The organism is Hydrogenophaga sp. PBL-H3 (genome assembly GCF_010104355.1).
Classification (GTDB): domain Bacteria; phylum Pseudomonadota; class Gammaproteobacteria; order Burkholderiales; family Burkholderiaceae_C; genus Hydrogenophaga.
The window spans coordinates 401,947-421,846 of record NZ_CP044972.1 but is presented as its reverse complement, the minus strand read 5'-3'; the positions used below and the strand labels follow the sequence as shown (position 1 = coordinate 421,846).

Genomic DNA, 19,900 nt, shown 5'->3' with positions numbered 1-19,900 from the left:
GACATGCCCGTGGACGACGCACAGGCCCGCGCACTGATCGAGCGGCTGTCGGCCCAGGCCCGCACCGAGCGCGTGGCATGGCCGGGCGGCCAGGTCTGCTGGCGCGGCTTCGGCGCCGGCAGCCCGGTGGTGCTGGTGCACGGCGGCCACGGGAGCTGGCTGCACTGGGTGCGCAACATCGAGGCGCTGGCCGCGCACCACACGGTGTGGGCGGTGGACCTGCCGGGCTTCGGCGATTCGGAAGCGCCCGGCGAGGGCATAGCCGCGCTGCTGGCACCGACGCTGGCCACGCTGGACGTGCTCATCGGCAGCGACACGCCGCTGGATCTGGTGGGCTTCTCGTTCGGTGGCCTGGTGGCGGCGCACATGGCCGCGCAGCGGCCCAACGTGAGGCGCCTGGCGCTGCTGGGCACCGGAGGCCACCCGGGACTCCGGCGCCCCAAAGGCGAGTTGCTCAACTGGAAGCCGGCGTGGCACGCGGGCGATGCGCTGGCGCTGGAGCACGTGATGCGCCACAACCTGGCGATGCACATGCTCAGCGGCGCGGCAGCAGAGCTCGACGCGCTCGCGGTGCGCGTGCACACCGAGGCCTGCGTGCGCACCTGGTTCCGCAGCAAGGACATCTCGCGCGCCGGCGGTCTGGTCGAGGCGCTGGCACCCTACGCCGGGCCGACCTGGCTGGTCTGGGGCGCGCACGATGTGACGGCAGACCCACCCGTGATCGCCCCGGCGCTGGCCTCGGCCCTGTTCGATGGACGCAGCGATGTGGTGGCCGGCGCAGGGCACTGGGTGCAGTACGAGCGGGCCGATGTGATCAACCCGATGCTGCTGGACTGGCTTGGCGCCGTCAGGCAGCGCGCGACAGTGCCGCCGGGTTGACCACCTGCGTCAGGCGGCCTTGCGCAAACGCGACGATGTTGTCGAAGGCGATGCCGAAGTAGCGCTCGTAGTTGTCTTTTTCCACGTAACCGATGTGCGGCGTGCACAGCACGTTCGGCAAGGCCAGCAGCGGGTGGTGGGCGCCCAGCACCGGCTCTTCTTCGTACACGTCCACCGCGGCGAAACCGGGCCGCCCGCGCGCCAGCGCGAGCGCCAGCGCACCCGGTGCAATCAGCTCGGCGCGGCTGGTGTTCACCAGCAGCGCGGTGGGCTTCATGCGCGCGAGGTCGTCCCCGGTGACGATACCGGTGGTCTCGGGATTGAGGCGCACGTGCAGGCTGATCACGTCGCTCTGCGCGAAGAAATCTTCACGCGTCGGCGCCAATTCAAAACCGTCGGCACGCGCCGCGGCCGTGGAGGCCTCGCGGCCCCAGATCCAGACCTGCATGCCGAACGCCCGGCCATAACCCGCCACCTGGCGGCCGATGCGGCCATAGCTCCAGACGCCCAGGCGCTGGCCGCAAAGCTGCTGGCCGAGGTGGCCTTGCCACAGGCCCTGGCGCAAGCGGTTTGCTTCGCTGACCAGGTGGCGTCGGCTCGCCAGCGCGAGCGCCCAGGCGATTTCGGCCGTGGCCGAACCGGCCCCGCTGCCCTCGGCCACCACCACGCCACGCGCGGTGCAGGCCTCCAGGTCCACGTGACCAGCCAGCTTGCCGGTCTGGCTGATGAGCCGCAGCCGGGGCAGGCGGTCGAGCAGCTCGGCATCGATGCGGGTGCGCTCGCGCGTGAGCACGATGGCATCGGCATCGGCGAAGCGCGCCGCGAGGGCGTCGGTGCCCTTGACCGTGTCGTTGAACACGCGCACCTCGTGGCCGGCGAGCCGGGCAAAACAGTCCAGGCCGCGCACGCAGTCCTGGTGGTCATCCGGAATGACGATGCGCATGGCGTTCACTGCAGGGTGATTCCCAGCTGATCGACCGTGCGCTTCCACAGCCCCAGGTCCTTGCGCACGAGCTCGGTGTACTGCTCGGGCGTCATGCCGCCAGCCTCGATGCCGTAGTTCTCGAACAGGTCGCGGATCTCGGCGGAGTCGAGCGCCTTTTTGACCTCGGCATACAGCGTCTGCATCACCGGCGCGGGCGTGCCGCTGCGCGCGAACAGGCCGTACCAGCCGTGCACGTCGAAGCCCGGGTAGCCCTGCTCGGCCACGGTCGGCACATCGGGCAGGCCGGCGAAGCGCCGCGCCGGCGCCACCGCCAGCGCGCGCAGCTTGCCCGCCTTGATCTGGGCCAGCGCCGAGCTCATGTCCAGGAACATGAACTGGATCTGGCCGCCCAGCAGGTCCTGCACCGCGGGCGCCGCGCCGCGGTAGGGCACGTGCGTGACCTTGATGTCCGCGCGCTGCGCGAACAGCGCCGCGCCGAGGTGGGCCGAGGTGCCGTTGCCCGAAGACCCGTAGTTTATGCTGCCGGGGCTGGCCTTGGCCATCGCCACCAGGGCCGGCAGGTCTTTTGCGGCGAAGTCGGGGCGCACGACCAGGGCGTGCGGGATGTAGCCCACCACCGTCAGCGGCGAGAAGTCGCGCAGCGTGTCGAACGGGTAGTTCGCCATCAGCGCCGGGTTGGTGACCGCGAGGATCGAGGGGAACACCAGCGTGTAGCCGTCTGCTGGTGAACGCGCCACCTCACCCATGGCGATCACGCCGCCACCGCCGGGCTTGTTCTCGACGATCACCGGCTGCCCCAGGGACGTCGACAGGCTCTTGCCCACGGCGCGCGCCATCAGGTCTGTCGGGCCGCCGGCCGCGAAGGGCACCAGGATGCGGATGGGTTTGGCCGGGTAGGCCTGCGCGCGCGCGGCCAGCGGCAGCGCGAGGCAGGCGCCGATCACGGCATTGAAACGTCGGCGCGACACGGGATGCTGGATCGTCATGGTTGTCTCTCTTTTTTGGGTTGTGCCGGAATGCGGCGGCCATGGAGACTTGAGCTTAGGCGGCCTGCCCGGCAAACGCACCACCCCAATTCCACGCAATGGAATGTCAGGGGTCACCCGGAAGCCGCCTTTGAGGGGAAACCCGAGGTGATGCGGCCCGTCCGGCCCGGGCGCGGGCTACGCCTTCCAGAAGTCCGGCCGCGCGTACTCGTGCTTGAGGAAGTCGATCCACAGGCGCACGCGCAGCGCCAGGTGCTTGCGCTGGGGGAACAGCGCGAAGATGCCGTTGGGTGGCGCGGCGAACTCGTCGAGCACGCTCACCAGCCGCCCCTGCGCGATGTCGGTCTCCACCTCCCAGGTGCTGCGCCAGGCGATGCCGTAGCCGGCCAGGCACCACTCGTGCAGCACCTGGCCATCGGTGCAGTCGAGCGGGCCGCCGGGACGCAAGTGAGTGATGGTGGTCTCACCGGTGTCACCGGGCACGGCGAAGGCCCAGCCACGGGTTTGCGAGGCGTCGCTGGACAGCGTGAGGCAGTCAAAGCGCACCAGGTCGGCCGGGGTTTGCGGGCGGCCGTGGTGCTGCAGGTAACGCGGCGTGGCCACGCACAGGCGGCGGTTCTCGGCCAGTCGCACACTCACCAGCGAGGAGTCGGGCAGATCCCCCACGCGCACCGCGCAGTCGTAGGCCTCGCCGGCCACGTCGACCACGCGGTCGCTCAGGTTGAGCGAGATCGTCACCTCGGGGTGCAGTTCGCGAAAGTGGGGCACGAGCGGCGCCACGTGGCGGCGGCCAAAGCCGGCCGGCGCGGTGATGCGCAGGTGTCCGCTGGCCTTCACGCCTCCGGCGCTCACGCTGGCTTCGGCGTTCGCCAGATCGGTCAGCAAGCGGTGGCAGTCTTCCAGGAAGGCGCTGCCTTCGTGGGTGAGGGTGATGCGCCGCGTGGTGCGCACCATGAGCTTCACACCCAGGCGGGCTTCGAGGGCATCGAGCCGGCGCCCGATGATGGCGGGCGCCACGCCCTCGGCTTTGGCGGCGGCGGTCAGGCTGCCACGCGTGGCCACCGACACATAGGTTTCGAGTTGTTTGAGTTTGTCCACCGGGGCAGATTACCCCACGAACCGTGATGGATCAATGCCGATTGCACCTGGATTGATGACTTCTCAGGAGGCTTTCGCCACCGTCTGGCTCAGGCGGGCGGCGGCGTCGGCGGTGTAGCCGAGTTCGGCGAGCAGCTCCGCGCTGTTCTCGCCCAGCGTCGGCGGGCTGCGGCGCACACCGAGGCGCTCACCGTCGAGCGCGAGCGGCAGCAGCACGGTCTGCGCGGTCTGGCCGGCCCGCGCGCCGTCGGGCAGGGTGATCGGGGCCAGGCCACCGGTGGCGCAGAGGTGCGGATCGTCCAGCAGCTCGTGGGGCTTGGTGATGGGGGCGAACGGCAGGCCATGGCGCTCGAACAGCGCCGCCAGATCCGCAGCGCTCTGCAGCGCGAGGCGTTCGCGCAGCAGCGGAATGAGCCAGTCGCGGTTGCGCACGCGGTTGTTGTTGCCCTGCAGGCGAGCGTCGGCCTTGAGGTCTTCGTAGCCGAAGGCGTCGCAGAAGATGGCCCACTGCGTGTCGCTCACCACGGCCAGGAAGATCTGCTCGGCATCCTTGACCTTGAACACGTCGTAGATGCCCCAGGACGAGATGCGGTCGGGCATGGGCGCGGCGGGCTGGCCGGTGACGGCGAACTGCATCATGTGCTGCGCGACGAGGAAGACGTTGTTCTCGAACAGCGAGCTCTGCACTTCGCAGCCTTCGCCGGTGTGCTCGCGCGCACTCAGCGCGGCCATCACACCGATGGCGCCGAACAGGCCACCCATGATGTCGTTCACCGACGAGCCCGCGCGCAGCGGGTCGCCGGGGCGCCCGGTCATGTAGGCCAGGCCACCCATCATCTGCACCACCTCGTCCAGCGCGGTGCGGTGGTCGTACGGCCCGGGCAGGAAGCCCTTGTGGCTCACGTGGATCAGGCGCGGGTTCAGCGTCTTGAGGCTCTGGTAGTCCAGCCCCAGCTTCTTCATGGTCTCGGGCTTGAAGTTCTCGCTGACCACGTCGGCCGTGGCGATCAGCTTGAGCACCGCCTCCTTGCCGTCGGGTGATTGCAGATCGAGCACCAGGCTTTTCTTGTTGCGGTTGAAGAGCGGGTAGAAGCCCGCGCCCGAGCCGAGCAGGCGGCGCGTGTTGTCGCCGGCCGGTGGCTCGACCTTGATGACCTCGGCGCCCAGGTCGGCCAGCACCATGCCGCAGGTGGGGCCCATGACCATGTGGGTGAATTCGACGACGCGGATGCCTTCGTAGGGAAGTTTTTTCATGGTGCTGAGAAGGTGAGAGGGCTTCGACAGGCTCAGCCCGAACGGGAGGCGTTGGTGAGCCAGCCCTTGGGCAGGCCGGCTTCAGGCGTCATGCCGTAGACCGGCTCGCCGGGCAGACCCGCCTTGAGGGGTTCGCGCGCGGCGATGAGTTTTGTGACGTCGATGCCAGTGCGCACGCCCATGGCCTCGAACATGAAGACCAGGTCTTCGGTGACCACGTTGCCCGAGGCACCGGGCGCATACGGGCAGCCGCCCAGGCCGCCGAGCGAGGCGTCGAAGGTGCGCACGCCGACATCAAACGCAGCCAGGCAGTTGGCCAAACCGAGGCCACGCGTGTTGTGCATGTGGGCCGCGCCCGCGCGCTCGCCCAGATCGGCGCGCAGGCGCGTGAACAGGCGACGCACCTGCGCCGGGTTGGCCATGCCGGTGGTGTCGGACAGGCCTACCTCGTCCGCGCCCGCCTGCACGCAGGCCACGGCCAGGCGGATCACCTCGTCTTCATTCACCGCGCCCTGCAGCGTGCAGCCGAACGCGGTGGAAAGACCCACTTCCATCGCCACACCCGGCGCGGTGTCGCGCCGCAGCGCGTGCACCTCGCGCAATTCGTCGAGCATCTGCGCCGGCGTCTTGCGCACATTGGCCAGCGAATGCGCCTCGCTGGCCGACACCGGCAAGGTGATCTTGTGCACGCCCGCGGCCAGCGCGGCCTCGGCGCCGCGCCGGTTGGGCACGAGCGCCATCACGGTGATGCCCTGGTGCCGCAGCGCGTGGCGCACCACGTCCACCACGTCGGCCATCTGCGGCAGCAGCTTCGCGGGCACAAAGGAGCCAACCTCGATCTCGCGCAGGCCGGCGGCCACGAGCGCGTCGATCCAGCGCAGCTTGTGCTCCGTGGGCATGGTGGCCTGCACCGACTGCAGGCCGTCGCGCGGGCCGACTTCGCTGATGAGGACTTCGGGGGCGTTGTGCATGTGAAAACAGGGTGTGGCTTGCGTTCTGTCTGACAGAACGATATTCTCTCTACTGAAAGAATCGCAGATCGCCCCAACGCTGTCAACCCAAGCCCATGCCCCGCAAAGCCCAGACCCCATCGCTGGCCGACGCCAACGCCGCCACCGGCGGCACCGCCGCCGTGGACCGCGCGCTCTCGCTGCTCGGCGCCTTCCGCGCGGGCGACGCGGCCTTGTCACTGGCCGAGCTGGCCGAGCGCACGCAGCTCTACAAGAGCACCGCACTGCGCCTGCTCGCCTCGCTCGAACACGCGCACCTGCTGCAGCGGCTGGACGACGGGCGCTACGCCCTGGGGGGTGAGGTGGCACGGCTGCACGGCATTTACGCCGCCTCGTTCTCGCTGGACCGCGTCGTCATGCCCGTGCTGCGCCAGCTGGTGGCCGCCACCGGCGAGAGCGCGGCGTACCACGTGCGCCAGGGTCAAGCGCCGAACCAGACGCGCCTGTGCCTTTACCGCGTGGATTCACCGCACCCGGTGCGCGACCACATCCGCGCGGGCGACGTGCTGCCGCTGCACCAGGGCACGGGCGGGCGCGTGCTCTCGGCGTTTGGCGCGGGCGACGACAGCCGCAAACCCACCGCCGCCGACAAGCGCGTGGCCGCGCGCATCCGCGCCGACGGCTACATGACCGCCGTGGGCGACCGCCTGGCCGAGGTGGCCGGCATCTCGGCGCCGGTGTTCCATGCGGACGGCTCGATTGCCGCGTCGCTCACGCTCACGATGCCGGCGCACCGGTTTGACGAGCGGCATGTGGGCAAGGTGCTGGCAGCGGCACGGCAACTGGGGGGGCGGGTCGGATAAATGCTTCTACCTCCTTGGGCAACGACCATCTTGCGCCTCAGATCACCAATTGCCTACAAAAAAGTCACTGATCCAACTCAAATCGATCAATCAATCACTGGGAAAGTGTGGAATACAGTGCGGGAATGCAAAAACCCCGCGCAGTCCTCTTCGACGCCTACGGCACGCTCTTCGACGTGTACAGCGTGGGCCTGCTCGCCGAGCAGCTGTTTCCGGGACAAGGCGCGAGACTGGCAACACTCTGGCGCGACAAGCAGATTGAATACACGCGGCTGGTGACCACCAGCGACCATGGCGCGCACTACCGGCCGTTCTGGGCGCTCACGCAAAACGCGTTGGCCTACGCCATCAAGACGATTGCGCCCGAGGCGCGCAGCGACTGGCCCGCCTTTGAGGAACGCGCCGCGCGACTCATGAACCAGTACCGCCACCTCTCGGCTTTTCCGGAAAACCGCGCCGTGCTGCAGGCGCTGCGCGAGCGCGGTGTGGTCACCGGCATCCTCAGCAATGGCGACCCCGACATGCTGGGCATTGCGGTGCGCAGTGCGGGGCTTGAGGGTCTGCTCGATCACGTGATCAGCGTGGACCCGATCCACAAGTACAAGACCCACCCCGAGGCTTATGCGCTGGGCGAGCAGGCCACCGGTTTGGCCTGTGGGCAGATCGCGTTCGTGAGCAGCAACGCCTGGGACGCACTGGCCGCCACCTGGTACGGCTACCGCACGCTGTGGGTGAACCGACAAAATCTGCCCTTTGAAGAACTCGGCACCCAGCCTCACCGCACCGGCAGCCAGCTGAGCGATGTGCTCGCCTTTTTTGACTGATTTCCTTTTTCCACCCTTCCCACCATCCCGTTCGGGCTGAGCTTGTCGAAGCCCTCACCAGAGAACCCACCATGACAACCCGCACCCAGATCCACGGCCTTCAAGTCGCCACCGTTCTCGCCGACTTCATCAACCAGCAGGTGCTGCCCGGCACCGGCGTGAGCGAATCCGCCTTCTGGGCGGGCTTTGACGCCATCGTGACCGACCTCGCGCCCAAGAACGCTGCGCTGCTGGCCGAGCGCGACCGCCTGCAGACCGAGCTGGACACCTGGCACGCGGCCCACCCCGGTCCCATTGCCGACATGGCGGCCTACCGCACCTTCCTCGAAGGCATTGGCTACCTCGTGCCCCAGCCCAAGAAGGTGAAGGCGACCACGAAGAACGTGGACGACGAGCTGGCCGTGCAGGCCGGCCCACAACTCGTGGTGCCGATCCTGAACGCGCGCTATGCGCTCAACGCAGCCAATGCGCGCTGGGGTTCGCTGTACGACGCGCTCTACGGCACCGACGTGATTTCGGAAGACAAGGGTTGCGAGAAGGTGGGCAAGAAGGGCGGCTACAACCCCAAGCGCGGCGCCAAGGTCATCGAGTACGCACGCCATGTGCTGGACCGTACCGCTCCGCTGAAGAAGGGCTCGCACGTGGGCTCCACGAGCTACAAGATCAACAAGGACGGTGAACTGGTCGTCGGCCTGGCTGAAGGCGGCACCAGCAAACTGGCCGACAAGTCGCAACTGGTGGGCTACCAGGGCGAGGCCAAGGCACCCAGCTCGGTGCTGCTCAAGCACAACGGCCTGCACCTGGACATCCAGATCGACCGCAACACACCCATCGGCAAGTCGGACGCCGCCGGCGTGAGCGACCTGGTGCTGGAAGCCGCGCTCTCCACCATCCTCGACCTCGAGGACTCCATTGCCGCGGTGGACGCAGAAGACAAGGTGCTGGCCTACAGCAATTGGCTCGGCATTCTGCAGGCCACGCTGACCGAATCGGTGAGCAAGGGCGGCACCACCTTCACGCGTGGGCTCAACGCCGACCGCGAATACACCGCACCCAACGGCAAGCAGAACGCCGTGCGCCTGCATGGCCGCTCGCTCATGTTCCTGCGCAACGTGGGCCACCTCATGACCAACCCGGCCATCCTCTGGGGTGCAGAAGGCCAGGAGATTCCCGAAGGCATCATGGACGCGGTGGTCACCACCACCATCGCCCTGCACGACTTGAAGCGCACGAAGAAGGACGCCATCCGCAACTCGCGCAAGGGCTCGGTCTACATCGTCAAGCCCAAGATGCACGGCCCGGCCGAGGTGGCGTTTGCCGCCGAACTCTTCGGCCGCGTGGAGCAACTGCTCGGCCTGCCCGAGAGCACGGTCAAGCTCGGCATCATGGACGAAGAGCGCCGCACCTCCGTCAACTTGAAGGCCTGCATCGCCGCGGCTTCCAGCCGCGTGGCCTTCATCAACACCGGCTTCCTGGACCGCACCGGCGACGAGATGCACACCGCCATGCTGGCTGGCCCCATGGTGCGCAAGGGCGACATGAAAGCCAGCGCCTGGATCCAGAGCTACGAGCGCAACAACGTGCTGGTTGGCCTGAGCTGCGGCCTGCGTGGCAAGGCACAGATCGGCAAGGGTATGTGGGCCATGCCCGACCTGATGGCCGAGATGCTCAAGCAGAAGATCGGCCACCCCAAAGCCGGCGCCAACACCGCCTGGGTGCCCAGCCCCACCGGCGCCACGCTGCACAGCCTGCACTACCACCAGGTGCTGGTGTCCGACGTGCAGAAAGAGCTGGAGAAGATCGACGCCAACAAGGAACGCGACAACCTGCTCACGGGCCTGCTCACCATCCCCGTCACCGCCACGCCGAACTGGAGCGACGCCGAGAAGCAGCAGGAGCTTGACAACAACGTGCAAGGCATCCTGGGTTATGTGGTGCGCTGGGTCGACCAGGGCGTGGGCTGCTCCAAGGTGCCCGACATCCACAACGTGGGCCTGATGGAAGACCGCGCCACGCTGCGCATTTCCAGCCAGCACATTGCCAACTGGCTGCACCACGGCGTGGTGACCGCAGCGCAAGTGACCCAGACCTTCGAGCGCATGGCCGCCGTGGTGGACGGCCAGAACGCCGGCGACAAGCTGTACCAACCCATGGCCGGCAACTTCAAGACCAGCAAGGCCTACCTGGCCGCGCTGGACCTGGTGTTCAAGGGCAAGGCCCAGCCGAGCGGCTACACCGAGCCGCTGCTGCATGCGTGGCGCCTCAAAGTGAAAGCGGCCTGAGTCCCTGGCTTCAGTCCTTCAAAGCGGCGCCTTCGGGCGCCGTTTTTCATGGCGCCGCGCACAGACAATCAGGGCATGACACTCCAATACCTCCTTTTCGACCCCAGCGACGACGGCGAAGGCACCGGCACCTGGGACGCCATGGCCAGCGTGCGCGCTGCGCAGTTGCCTGAGGTGATGCGGGAAGTGCAGGCCGTGCTTGCCTGGGCCGAGCGGCACAGCCCCGGCCCCCGCGGCCCGCTGGACGACGGCGGCGCCTGGGACGCCGACCATCTGGTGCAGACCGAGGGCGACTGGACCACCGTGACGCTCACGATCACGGGGCCGTGGGCCTGGGGTGAGGGCCTGGCGGCTCACTTCGCGGAGTGAAGGGGCCGCGCTTCGGTGACTGCATTCACAGCCGCCTGTGCCTTCTCCAGCCGCACGCGCAGTTCCGGGTGGGTGGTGCCCATCAGCAGGTTGAGGGCCGAAGGCTCGGTGCCGTGGATCTTGGCCAGCACGCTCACCATGGCTTGCGGGTTGCGGCCCACGGTGCGCAGCAGTTCAATGGCGCGCAGGTCGGCCGAGTGTTCTTGTGCATGCAGCTGCTGCCGCGCCTCGCGGGCCAGCGCAGAGCGCGGGTTGAACATCTCCAGCGCCATGCGGTCGCGGGCGTCTTCAAAGCGCATGGCGGGTTGCCCCAGGCGCTGAAGGTGGGTGCAAGCCTCCACCAATGAATCGTGGCCTTCGATGTGCGCGAGCTCGTGCGCCATCACCGCAGCCAGTTCGTCGTCTGAGAGGGCCTCTTTTGCACTCCACATCGCGCTGGTGAGGATGACCATGCCGTGGTCGGCAGCGTAGGCGTTGAGGTCAACGTCCTCATAGGCCAGCAAGTGCACTACCGGGCCCTGGCGCAGCCGGGGTGAGGCCGCCACCAGGCTGGCGAGCATGTGGTGCAGCCGTGGGGGTGCGGCCACCACCTCGAAGCGGTCCATCAGCTCGGAGATCTGGATTTCGTCGAGCACGCGCAGCTCGTGGGCGCGGGCAGGGTCGTCCACACAAGTGCCCTGGGCCGCCGCCGGGGCGGTGGCCAGCAGGCCTGCCACCGTGAGGCCGACAAGCTGCAAAAAACGAGCCATACCGTTCATACCGTTTCCCCCCGATCCGGTTGTACTCCTCTTGCGACCGCCCGACCAGCCCCGCGCACCACGGCGGCCCACCAGCCTGGTGCGTTCGGGCGCTGTCGTGGCGCACGATGCCCTGGACCTGGGATGAGATGGGTGCTTTCGAACTAATGGCGGCACTTGAAACGGGTGGCTTCGGGCTGGCACGGTTGCTGCATTGGTCTGGACACACGTATCCGTGGATCCAATGATCCGAATCCACGGTCCCAGCCACCCGACGCCGCAGGCCGCCATCGATGAGAACCTCCGCCCTCGCCGACTTCGATCCCTCGCTGGTGGCCGCGCACGACGAGGCTTACGCGCACATCCTGGGCGCCTTGCGTCTGGGTCGCTATGTCGCGGGAGAGCGGCTCATTCCCGAGACGATTGCGTCGGAGATCGGCACCAGCCGCATGCCGGTGCGCGAGGCGCTGCGCCGTCTGGCGGCCGAAGGGCTGGTGACGATGCGCGCCAACCGGGGTGTGACGGTCAACGCGCCGAACGTGAAAGAGATGCGCGAAGTGTTCGAGATGCGCGCGGTGCTCGAAGGCCTGGCCGTGCGCCTGGCCGTGCCCAACCTGAAGGCCGCCGACATCCGCCAGCTGGAGCAGTTGCTCGAAGCGATGGAGCCGCGCTCGGAACTGCAGGCCGACTGGACCACCGCGCACCGCCACTTCCATGAAGCGCTCTGCGCCAAGAGCGACTGCCCGCGCCTGCTGCGCCAGATCTCCGCACTGCATTCGGTGGTGGAGCCGCACATGCGCATGTGGGCCTCGATGGAGGACCGCCAGGTGGGCACGCGCGAACACCACGAGAAACTGCTCGACGCGATCCGCGCGGGCGATGCCAGCGCCTGTGAAGAAGCCATGCGCCAGCATGTGCTGGACACCGTACCCGACCTCATGCGGCACATGCCATCGGTGCACGGCCCCTGAACGTTCCCTGATCCCCCTGTTCCCCACGCTGAAGCCACGACCGGGTCGCGGCCAGGCGCCCTGTTGTCTTTCGTTTTTCATCCACTCACCAGGAGTCCCGCCATGTCCTTGATCCGCCGCCAGTTCCTCACCCGCGCCGCCGTTGCCGGCAGCGTCCTCGGTGCCCCCGCCATTGCCAACGCGCAGTCGACCAAATTCAACTGGAAGATGACCAGCGCCTACGGCAAGGGCTCGCCCTTCTACATGGACGGCCCGGGCAGCGCGACCGATCTCGCCAAACGCATCCGCGAGATGTCGGACGGCCGCTTGAACATCCAGGTGTTCGGTGCCGGTGAACTGATCCCGGCGTTTGAAGGCTTCGACGCGGTGCGCGCCGGCACGGTGGAGATGAACCACGCCAACGCCTACTTCTGGACCGGCAAGACCGCCGCCGCGCAGTACTTCACCGCGGTGCCCTTCGGCATGAACTTCCAGGGCATGAACGGCTGGTTGTACGACGGCGGCGGCATTGACCTCTGGAACGAGGTCTACGCGCCCTTCGGCATGGTGGCCATGCCCTGCGGCAACACCGGCGTGCAGATGACGGGCTGGTTCAAGAAAGAAATCAAGACTGTGGCCGACTTGAAGGGCCTGAAGATGCGCATCCCCGGCCTGGCCGGCAAGGTCTACGCCAACCTGGGGGTGGACGTGAAGGTGCTGCCGGGCGGCGAGATCTTCCCTGCGCTGGAGCGCGGCGTGATCGACGCGGCCGAGTTCGTCGGCCCCTTCCAGGACCGCCGCCTGGGTCTGCACAAGGCCGCCAAGTTCTACTACACCACCGGCTGGCACGAGTCGTCGACCGTGTCGGAGCTGCTGATCAACAAGGCCGCCTGGGACAAGCTGCCGAAAGACCTGCAGGCCATCGTGAGCAACGCCTCGGCCGCCTGCAACGTGATCAGCGAAGGCTGGTGCCAGAAGGCCAACTCCGAAGCCATGGAGGACCTGATCAAGAACCAGGGCGTGACGGCCAGACCATTGCCGGATGACGTGATCAAGGCACTGAAGGCAGAAACCGACAAGGTGCTGGCCGACGGCCTCAAGGACCCGCTGACGAAGAAGGTTCACGACTCCTACTTCGCCTTCAAGGCCAAGTACGACCGCTGGAGCGAGATCAGCGAAGAGGCCTACCACCTCAAGGTTCGCGGCTGAACGAAGGATTGGCGTCATGCTCAAGGTTTTGCGGCCGCTGGCCACTCTCATCGAAGGTTTCATCGACCGCATCGGCGGGCTCACCGCCTGGATCGCGCTGGTCATGATCGGCCTGGTGGCCACCAACGTGGTCCTGCGCTACAGCTTCAGCTTCGGCTCGGTCTGGGCGCAGGAGCTCGAATGGCACCTGCTGGCCGCCCTCATCCTCCTGGGCATGAGCCATGCGCTGCAGCGCGGCGAGAACGTGCGCGTGGACCTGTTCTACGCGCGCTACTCGCCCGCCGCCAAACGCGTGGTCGATGTGGTCTCCGCGCTGCTGCTCATCGCCGTGAGCCTGGGCTTCATCTGGTTGTCGCTGGGCTATGTGGAGCAGTCGCGTTCCATCAGCGAGGCCTCGGCCGACCCGGGCGGCATTCCGCTGCGCTGGCTGGTGAAGGCCCTGATTCCCCTGGGCTACGGCCTGCTGGTGTTGCAGCAGCTCGCGCACCTGGTGCGCCTGCTGGATGCGCCCCTCAACGCAGTTGAGGAGTCGAGCCATGTTTGAGATGTCGACCTACGCCGTCTTCATGCTGGTCGGCTTCTTCGTGATGCTGATGATCGGCATCCCGGTGGCCATCAGCCTGGCCGTCAGCGGCTTCGTGTTCGGCTGGCTGGGCTTTGGCGAGACGCTGTTCAACCTGCTGCCCGCGCGCTTCTACGGCATCGTCAGCGGCTACCAGTGGATGGCGATTCCGCTCTTCGTCTTCATGGGCGTGATGCTGGAGAAATCGCGCTTGGCCGACGACCTGCTGGACGTCATGGGCCACATCGCCGGCGGCCTCAAGGGCGGCATGGCCATCGGCATCGTGCTCTTCGGCGTGCTCATGGGCGCGACCACCGGCATCGTGGGCGCGACCATCATCACGCTGGGCCTGCTGACCCTGCCCACACTCATCAGGAGGGGCTACGACAAGAGCGTGGCATGCGGCGTGATCTGCGCCTCGGGCACGCTGGGCCAGATCATCCCGCCCAGCCTCATCCTCATCTTGCTGTCGGACATCATGCAGCTCTCGGTGGGCACGCTGTTCGCCGCCGCCGTGGGCCCGGGCATGTTGCTGGCTGCGGTGTACATCGTCTACCTCGTGATCATGGGCTGGCTCAAGCCCGAGACCATGCCGCCAATTCCGCTGGCCGAGCGCGATGCGGTCTCGCGCCGCCAGCTGTGGGTGCGCTTCTTCAAGGTGCTGGTGCCACCGGTCATGCTGGTGGTGGCGGTGCTGGGCTCCATCGTGGGTGGCATCGCGGCCCCCACCGAAGCGGCGAGCATGGGCGCCGTGGGCGCGGTGATCATCACGGCGCTGTCGGGCCGCTTCACCTGGGCCACCCTCAAGGCCACCGCGATGGACACCAGCAAGATCACCGCCATCATGATGTTCATCCTCATGACCGCGCAGGTGTTCGCGCTCTCGTTCCGCGGCCTGCACGGTGAAGACCTGATCGCCGGCATGTTCGAGGCATTGCCGGGCGGCACCAACACCGCCATCTGGTTCATGATGCTCATCATCTTTGTGCTCGGCTTCTTCGTCGAGTGGATCGAGATCAGCTATATCGCCGTGCCGCTGTTCCTGCCCATCCTCATGAACATGGGCGTTGACCCGGTCTGGCTGGCCATGCTGATCACGGTGAACCTGCAGTCGAGCTTCCTCACGCCGCCGTTCGGCTGGGCGCTGTTCTACCTGAAAGGCGTGGCGCCGCCCGAGGTGAACATCAAGGACATCTACAAGGGTGTGGTGCCGTTCATCCTGCTGCAGTTGTTCACCCTGGGCCTCGTGTTCTTGTTCCCGCAGATCGCGCTGTGGCTGCCCAAGGCCATCGGCTGGTGACGCCGGCGCTGCCCGGTCAAGGTGCGACACTCTCGCCCGCGACCGTGGCCCCGCAACCCGCTCACCTGAACAACAAACTGGAGACCTGAATGATCCACACCCTCACCGCCCTGGGCGGCATGTTTGTCGCGCCACACCACCTGGCCGCGCAGGCCGGGCGCGATGTGCTGCGCGACGGCGGCAACGCGGTGGAAGCCATGGTGGCTGCGGCCGCGGCCATCGCCGTGGTGTATCCGCACATGAACGCCATTGGTGGTGACGGTTTCTGGCTGATCCACGAACCCGGTAAAGAGCCTGTGGCCATAAGTGCGTGTGGCCCCGCCGCAGCCTTGGCCGACCTGGACTGGTACGCAGGACACGACACGATTCCCTCGCGGGGCCCCAAGGCTGCGCTCACCGTGGCCGGCACCATCGGTGGCTGGGCCAAGGCCCTTGAGGTGGCCGCGCCCTGGGGCCCCGCCCTGCCCTTGCCGCGCCTGCTGGCCGACGGCATCCGCCACGCCCACCACGGCATCGCCGTCACCGAAAGCCAGGCCGCGCTCACGCGCGAGAAGTTCGACGGCCTGAAAGACGCACCCGGTTTTGCACAGACCCACCTGGTCAACGGCCAACCGCCCCCCGTGGGCCACATCCTCAAGCAGTCCACGCTGGGCCGCACGCTGAGCGAACTGGCCGAGCGCGGGCTGGACGATTTTTACCGCGGTGAGCTTGCCCAGCGCATCGGTGCCGAGCTCGAACGCGTGGGCAGCCCGCTGCGCACCAGCGACCTCGCGGCCTACCAGGCGCAGATCGTCGAACCACTGGCGGTGCGGCTGAACGACAGCACGGTCTACAACCTGCCGCCACCCACGCAAGGCTTGTCGGCGCTGATGATCCTGGGCCTGTTCGAGCGCCTGGGCGTGACCGAGGGCGAAGGCTTTGCGCACGTGCACGGCCTGGTGGAGGCGACCAAACGCGCCTTCCGCGTGCGCGAGCGTGTGGTGACCGATCCGCAACGCCTGCCGGCCGACCCCAGGGGCTTTTTGCAACCCGCCGCGCTGGACGATCTGGCCGCCGACATCGACCGCGAAAGAGCCCTGCCCTGGCCCGATCTGGCCAAGCCGGGCGACACCATCTGGATGGGCTGCATCGACGCGCAAGGCCGCGCGGTGAGCTTCATCCAGAGCGTGTACTGGGAATTCGGCTCGGGCGTGGTGCTGCAGGACACCGGCATCGTCTGGCAGAACCGTGGCACGAGTTTTTCGCTCGACCCGAAAGCGCTCAACGTGCTCAAGCCCGGCATGCGCCCCTTCCACACGCTCAACCCGTCGCTGGCGCTGTTCGACGATGGCCGCGTGATGCCTTACGGCACCATGGGCGGCGAGGGCCAGCCGCAGACGCAGGCGGCGGTGTTCACGCGGTATGCGCGCTTCGGCCAGGGCCTGCAGCAGGCCGTGACCGCGCCGCGCTGGCTGCTCGGGCGCACCTGGGGAGGCGAGACGACCTCACTCAAGCTGGAGAGCCGCTTCGACCCGGCGCTGATCGATGCGCTCAAGGCCGCCGGGCACGAGGTGGAGGTGTTTGCCGAGCCTTTCAGCGACACCATGGGCCACGCCGGCGCGCTGGTGCGCCATCCCGATGGCGTGATCGAAGGCGCGGCCGATCCGCGCAGCGACGGGGTGGTGGCGGGCGTCTGACGCCCACGCTCACAAGCGGATCAGGCAGCGCGGCGGCGGCGCAGGCCGATGGCGGCCAGGCCCACAACCAGCAAGGCCAGCGTGCCGGGTTCGGGCACCTGGGCGGCGGTGGACAAGGACACGTTGTCCAGAATCGCACCGATGGTGTCGTTGCCGCCCGCGTCCCTGATGAACAGCCGGGCGAACACATCTGCATCGGGCGTGAAGCTCAGCGCGAAGGTGTTGAAGGCGTCGCCTTGCACAGACACCTCTGTGCCGGCCAAGCCCGCAAAGCCGAAGCTCACTTTGTCGGTGTTGCCGTTGCGCTGGCTGCCCGAGAGGTCCAGCGAGAACAGGTAGGTGGTTCCGGCCAGCAGCTCAAAGGCGTCCTTCGTGGTCATCAAGCCGGCCTTTCCGGTGCTGCCGTCGAGGTCCACGCAGCCGCCAAGCTTGCCGACGCAATCAATGCTGTAGCCACCACTGCGGATGTAGTCGACCGTGTGCAAGGTGTTGTTGACGTTGCCACCCGTGATGACCCACTGGTTGAACGCATTGAAGTTCAGAACGCTGGCTTGGGCATCGGTGTTGAAGCTGTCGCTGAACAACACACCGGCCTGAGCAGCAGGTGCTGCGGCCATCAGGGCGGCGACGGTCAGGGGAGCGGCGAAACGGGAGAGGAAACGGATCATGGGATGCCTGGGGTTCGTTGGGGGTGTGATTTATGTCACGACCCTGAAAGGCTCGCCACAATTCACTTCTTTGCTTCAATAAGCAGAGCAAGAGACGGGCCACGTGGCCAAGGCGTTGATCTGTATGGGCCTACCCCGGGGGGTTGTAACCAAGTGTCACATTTCCCGACACTTTTTGGCGCTGGTGGCGGGCAAGCCGCCCGACAGGCCAAAAATTGCTCAGCGCGCGAGTTGCTGGCCCCAACCCTGGAGCGGCCCCAGGGGCTTTCGTTGCACGTCCACCTCGCGAATGGTGGGCTGACCGCCCATGAGCTTGTAGACCATGGTGTCATCCACAAACACCAGCAGCACGTCCACGCTCCAGCCGGTGGTGATGGTTTCGCGCCGGAAATCCAGCGAATCGATCCAGAAGTTGCCCACCCGCTGGCGCGCCAGCTTTTTCACCGAAATCGCGTAGCCGCTGCAGCGCTGGCCGGCCTGCAGGCAGGCGTTCACCCCGGGGTCCACGTGGTCGGGTCGACTCTGCACCACGGCCGTGAAGCGCTGCAGCACATCGGCGAAATGCAGCACCGTGATGCCGGGACCCAGGTGCGGGTCCAGCCCCAGGCGGTGAACATCTTCGCGTTTGGCCTCGAAGGCCTGGAGGGTGGCCAGGGCGCCCTGCGCGTCGTCATAGCTGGTCCAGCGCGAGGTGACATCGGTCCGGGAGGTGGGCAGCAAGGAGGTGCAGCCGCCCAGGACCCCCAGGGTCAGGGCCAGAACCAGGCGCTGCAAGACAAGGCGAGGACGTTTCATGAGGGTGAGCCGCGCGCCCGGCATGGGCTCAAGGGCTGCGTCCACTGTAGCGCTGGCGGGCGCCTGCGGGATGATCCTGATCAAGCAAACGTGCTGTCCGGGAAAACGGCCACCGTGCGGGGCCATGCGTGATGGGCGTGAATGAAACTACCATCGGCACTCGCCCACGCCACCTGGGCAGACCAGCACCGCCATGACCATCACCGTCCCCGACATCGATCCCTCGCGCTGCCCCTTGTGCGGCCAGGACAACCGCTGCGCGATGGAAATCGAGCGCGACACCGGTCAGGTGCAGCCGCCGTGCTGGTGCATGGACGCCACCTTCAGCCCCGGGTTGTTCGCGCGCATTCCCACCGAAGCACGTGGACAGGCCTGCATCTGTGCGACCTGCGTGGCCAAAGCACTGAGCGCAGCAGAGAACGGCTAAGGCTCGCTCGGCGTTTGTGCTTCTGGGGGCAACACCAGCGGCGTTGCGGGTGCGTGGTTCATGCTGTGCAGCCACTCGCGCCAGATCGCCACCAGCAGCGCCATCAGCACCGGCCCGACAAACAGGCCGACGATGCCCATGGTCTTCACGCCGCCCACCAGACCAAAGAAGGTGGGCAGAAAAGGCAGCTTCACCGGCCCACCCACCAGGCGCGGGCGCAGCGTCTTGTCAACGATGAAGAGCTCGACCGCCCCCCAGGCAAACAGCCCCACGCCGGCCCACAGGTGGCCCGAGCCCACGAGGTAGAGCGAGACCAGGCTGAACGAGAGCGGCGCGCCCCCGGGAATGAGCGCCATGAAGCCGGTGACCACACCCAGCAGCACCGGCGAGGGCACGCCCGCGATCCAGTAAGCCACGCCCAGCACCACGCCCTCGCCAATGGCGATCAGGCCCAGGCCGGTCACGGTGGCGCTGACGGTGGCGGGCACCACTCGGGAGAAGCGTTGCCATTGCAGCGGCAGGATGCGCTCGCCAATGCCGTCGAGCACGTCGGCCAGGCGGGCGCCATCCTTGTAGACGAAGAACAGCGTGATCAGCATGAACAGCACGGTGAGCGCTAGGTTGAAGAGATCACCCGTGGTCCGGAGCACCGTGCGGTAGATGTTGCCGATGTGCTCGCCACTGAGGATCTGGATCCAGTCGCCGAGTGCGTGCGGCTCGCCCAGGTGCGCGCGCCAGTAGGTGGCCAGCGTCTCGCCCACCCAGGGCAGGGCTTCGATCCAGGGTGGCGGCGGCGCGCCAAAGCGGTTGACATCAAGCAGCCAGGCCACGAAGCCGCCGGCCTCCTTGAGCGCGTAGTGCAGCGCCAGGGCAAGCGGCACGATGAGCACCACGATCACGATCACCAGCGCCAGGCTGGCCGCCAGGGTGGTGTTGCCTGCGCAGGCACGCACCCCTCGGCGGTACAACGGCCAGCTGGCAAAGCCGATGATGAGCGCGGCCAGCACCGGCACCAGAAAACCCCGGAAGAAGTAGACGCCTGCGGCCACGATCAGCAGCAACAGGCCGCGGATGATCAAGGAGGCGTGGGGAACAGGTGGCATGGACGAGGAACAAACACAAACA

20 protein-coding genes are annotated in these 19,900 nt (G+C 67.3%); 11 read left to right on the top strand and 9 right to left on the bottom strand.

Features of this window, described 5'->3' with window-relative positions; all coding sequences use genetic code 11:
* Positions 1–3: 3 nt before the first annotated feature.
* Positions 4–879: an alpha/beta fold hydrolase gene (locus tag F9Z44_RS02010; protein WP_238407296.1), complete on the top strand. Its 876-nt coding sequence runs from the start codon at positions 4–6 to the stop codon at positions 877–879.
* Here the strand turns inward: F9Z44_RS02010 and F9Z44_RS02005 are convergent.
* The 5 genes from F9Z44_RS02005 to F9Z44_RS01985 all read right to left on the bottom strand — a co-directional run bounded on the left by F9Z44_RS02005 (position 848) and on the right by F9Z44_RS01985 (position 6,134).
* Positions 848–1,822: a D-2-hydroxyacid dehydrogenase family protein gene (locus F9Z44_RS02005; RefSeq protein ID WP_159603127.1), complete on the bottom strand. Its 975-nt coding sequence runs from the start codon at positions 1,820–1,822 to the stop codon at positions 848–850. The genes F9Z44_RS02010 and F9Z44_RS02005 overlap by 32 nt on opposite strands.
* A gap of 5 nt (positions 1,823–1,827) precedes the next feature.
* Positions 1,828–2,811: a Bug family tripartite tricarboxylate transporter substrate binding protein gene (locus F9Z44_RS02000; RefSeq protein ID WP_159603125.1), complete on the bottom strand. Its 984-nt coding sequence runs from the start codon at positions 2,809–2,811 to the stop codon at positions 1,828–1,830.
* Between the two features lie 177 nt (positions 2,812–2,988).
* Positions 2,989–3,909, bottom strand: a complete 921-nt coding sequence (locus tag F9Z44_RS01995) for a LysR family transcriptional regulator (RefSeq protein ID WP_159603123.1) — start codon at positions 3,907–3,909, stop codon at positions 2,989–2,991.
* A gap of 63 nt (positions 3,910–3,972) precedes the next feature.
* The gene (locus tag F9Z44_RS01990) at positions 3,973–5,163 is read right to left on the bottom strand and encodes a CaiB/BaiF CoA transferase family protein (protein ID WP_159603121.1); all 1,191 of its coding nucleotides are present in this window, start codon (positions 5,161–5,163) and stop codon (positions 3,973–3,975) included.
* A 32-nt stretch (positions 5,164–5,195) separates the two neighbouring features.
* Complete coding sequence (locus F9Z44_RS01985; protein ID WP_159603119.1) at positions 5,196–6,134, bottom strand: hydroxymethylglutaryl-CoA lyase; 939 nt, start codon at positions 6,132–6,134, stop codon at positions 5,196–5,198.
* A gap of 95 nt (positions 6,135–6,229) precedes the next feature.
* Here F9Z44_RS01985 and F9Z44_RS01980 point away from each other — a divergent pair, with 95 nt between their 5' ends.
* The 4 genes from F9Z44_RS01980 to F9Z44_RS01965 all read left to right on the top strand — a co-directional run bounded on the left by F9Z44_RS01980 (position 6,230) and on the right by F9Z44_RS01965 (position 10,451).
* Positions 6,230–6,976 carry an IclR family transcriptional regulator gene (locus F9Z44_RS01980; protein ID WP_159603117.1) on the top strand — a complete coding sequence of 249 codons (747 nt, stop codon included), beginning with the start codon at positions 6,230–6,232 and terminating at the stop codon, positions 6,974–6,976.
* A 125-nt stretch (positions 6,977–7,101) separates the two neighbouring features.
* Positions 7,102–7,800, top strand: coding sequence for a haloacid dehalogenase type II (locus tag F9Z44_RS01975; RefSeq protein ID WP_159603115.1), 699 nt, complete (start codon positions 7,102–7,104; stop codon positions 7,798–7,800).
* Between the two features lie 71 nt (positions 7,801–7,871).
* The gene (locus tag F9Z44_RS01970; protein WP_159603113.1) at positions 7,872–10,082 is read left to right on the top strand and encodes a malate synthase G; all 2,211 of its coding nucleotides are present in this window, start codon (positions 7,872–7,874) and stop codon (positions 10,080–10,082) included.
* 75 nt (positions 10,083–10,157) lie between these two features.
* Complete coding sequence (locus F9Z44_RS01965; RefSeq protein ID WP_159603111.1) at positions 10,158–10,451, top strand: hypothetical protein; 294 nt, start codon at positions 10,158–10,160, stop codon at positions 10,449–10,451.
* On the opposite strand, the gene F9Z44_RS01960 is transcribed toward F9Z44_RS01965, so the two are convergent.
* A complete protein-coding gene (locus tag F9Z44_RS01960; protein ID WP_159603109.1) occupies positions 10,436–11,200 on the bottom strand; it encodes a M48 family metalloprotease in 765 nt (254 codons plus the stop codon). The two genes, F9Z44_RS01965 and F9Z44_RS01960, sit on opposite strands and share 16 nt — an antisense overlap.
* Before the next feature lie 281 nt (positions 11,201–11,481).
* Between F9Z44_RS01960 and F9Z44_RS01955 the strand changes: the two genes are divergently transcribed.
* From F9Z44_RS01955 to F9Z44_RS01935, 5 genes are all read left to right on the top strand, one after another.
* The gene (locus F9Z44_RS01955) at positions 11,482–12,159 is read left to right on the top strand and encodes a GntR family transcriptional regulator (RefSeq protein ID WP_159603107.1); all 678 of its coding nucleotides are present in this window, start codon (positions 11,482–11,484) and stop codon (positions 12,157–12,159) included.
* Between the two features lie 102 nt (positions 12,160–12,261).
* Positions 12,262–13,347 (top strand): TRAP transporter substrate-binding protein, encoded by a 1,086-nt coding sequence (locus tag F9Z44_RS01950; RefSeq protein WP_201449996.1) that lies wholly within the window; start codon positions 12,262–12,264, stop codon positions 13,345–13,347.
* Positions 13,348–13,363: 16 nt separating this feature from the next.
* The gene (locus F9Z44_RS01945; protein ID WP_159603105.1) at positions 13,364–13,891 is read left to right on the top strand and encodes a TRAP transporter small permease subunit; all 528 of its coding nucleotides are present in this window, start codon (positions 13,364–13,366) and stop codon (positions 13,889–13,891) included.
* A complete protein-coding gene (locus tag F9Z44_RS01940; protein ID WP_159603103.1) occupies positions 13,884–15,209 on the top strand; it encodes a TRAP transporter large permease in 1,326 nt (441 codons plus the stop codon). The genes F9Z44_RS01945 and F9Z44_RS01940 overlap by 8 nt, the downstream gene beginning before the upstream one ends.
* Positions 15,210–15,298: 89 nt before the next feature.
* Positions 15,299–16,885: a gamma-glutamyltransferase family protein gene (locus F9Z44_RS01935; RefSeq protein WP_159603101.1), complete on the top strand. Its 1,587-nt coding sequence runs from the start codon at positions 15,299–15,301 to the stop codon at positions 16,883–16,885.
* A gap of 20 nt (positions 16,886–16,905) precedes the next feature.
* On the opposite strand, the gene F9Z44_RS01930 is transcribed toward F9Z44_RS01935, so the two are convergent.
* Positions 16,906–17,553, bottom strand: a complete 648-nt coding sequence (locus F9Z44_RS01930) for a PEP-CTERM sorting domain-containing protein (RefSeq protein ID WP_159603099.1) — start codon at positions 17,551–17,553, stop codon at positions 16,906–16,908.
* Between the two features lie 219 nt (positions 17,554–17,772).
* Positions 17,773–18,348: a hypothetical protein gene (locus tag F9Z44_RS01925; RefSeq protein ID WP_159603097.1), complete on the bottom strand. Its 576-nt coding sequence runs from the start codon at positions 18,346–18,348 to the stop codon at positions 17,773–17,775.
* Between the two features lie 193 nt (positions 18,349–18,541).
* On the opposite strand from F9Z44_RS01925, the gene F9Z44_RS01920 reads away from it, so the two are divergent.
* Positions 18,542–18,775, top strand: coding sequence for a cysteine-rich CWC family protein (locus tag F9Z44_RS01920; protein ID WP_159603095.1), 234 nt, complete (start codon positions 18,542–18,544; stop codon positions 18,773–18,775).
* Here F9Z44_RS01920 and F9Z44_RS01915 read toward each other — a convergent pair.
* Positions 18,772–19,878: an AI-2E family transporter gene (locus F9Z44_RS01915; RefSeq protein ID WP_159603093.1), complete on the bottom strand. Its 1,107-nt coding sequence runs from the start codon at positions 19,876–19,878 to the stop codon at positions 18,772–18,774. The two genes, F9Z44_RS01920 and F9Z44_RS01915, sit on opposite strands and share 4 nt — an antisense overlap.
* Positions 19,879–19,900: the final 22 nt, after the last annotated feature.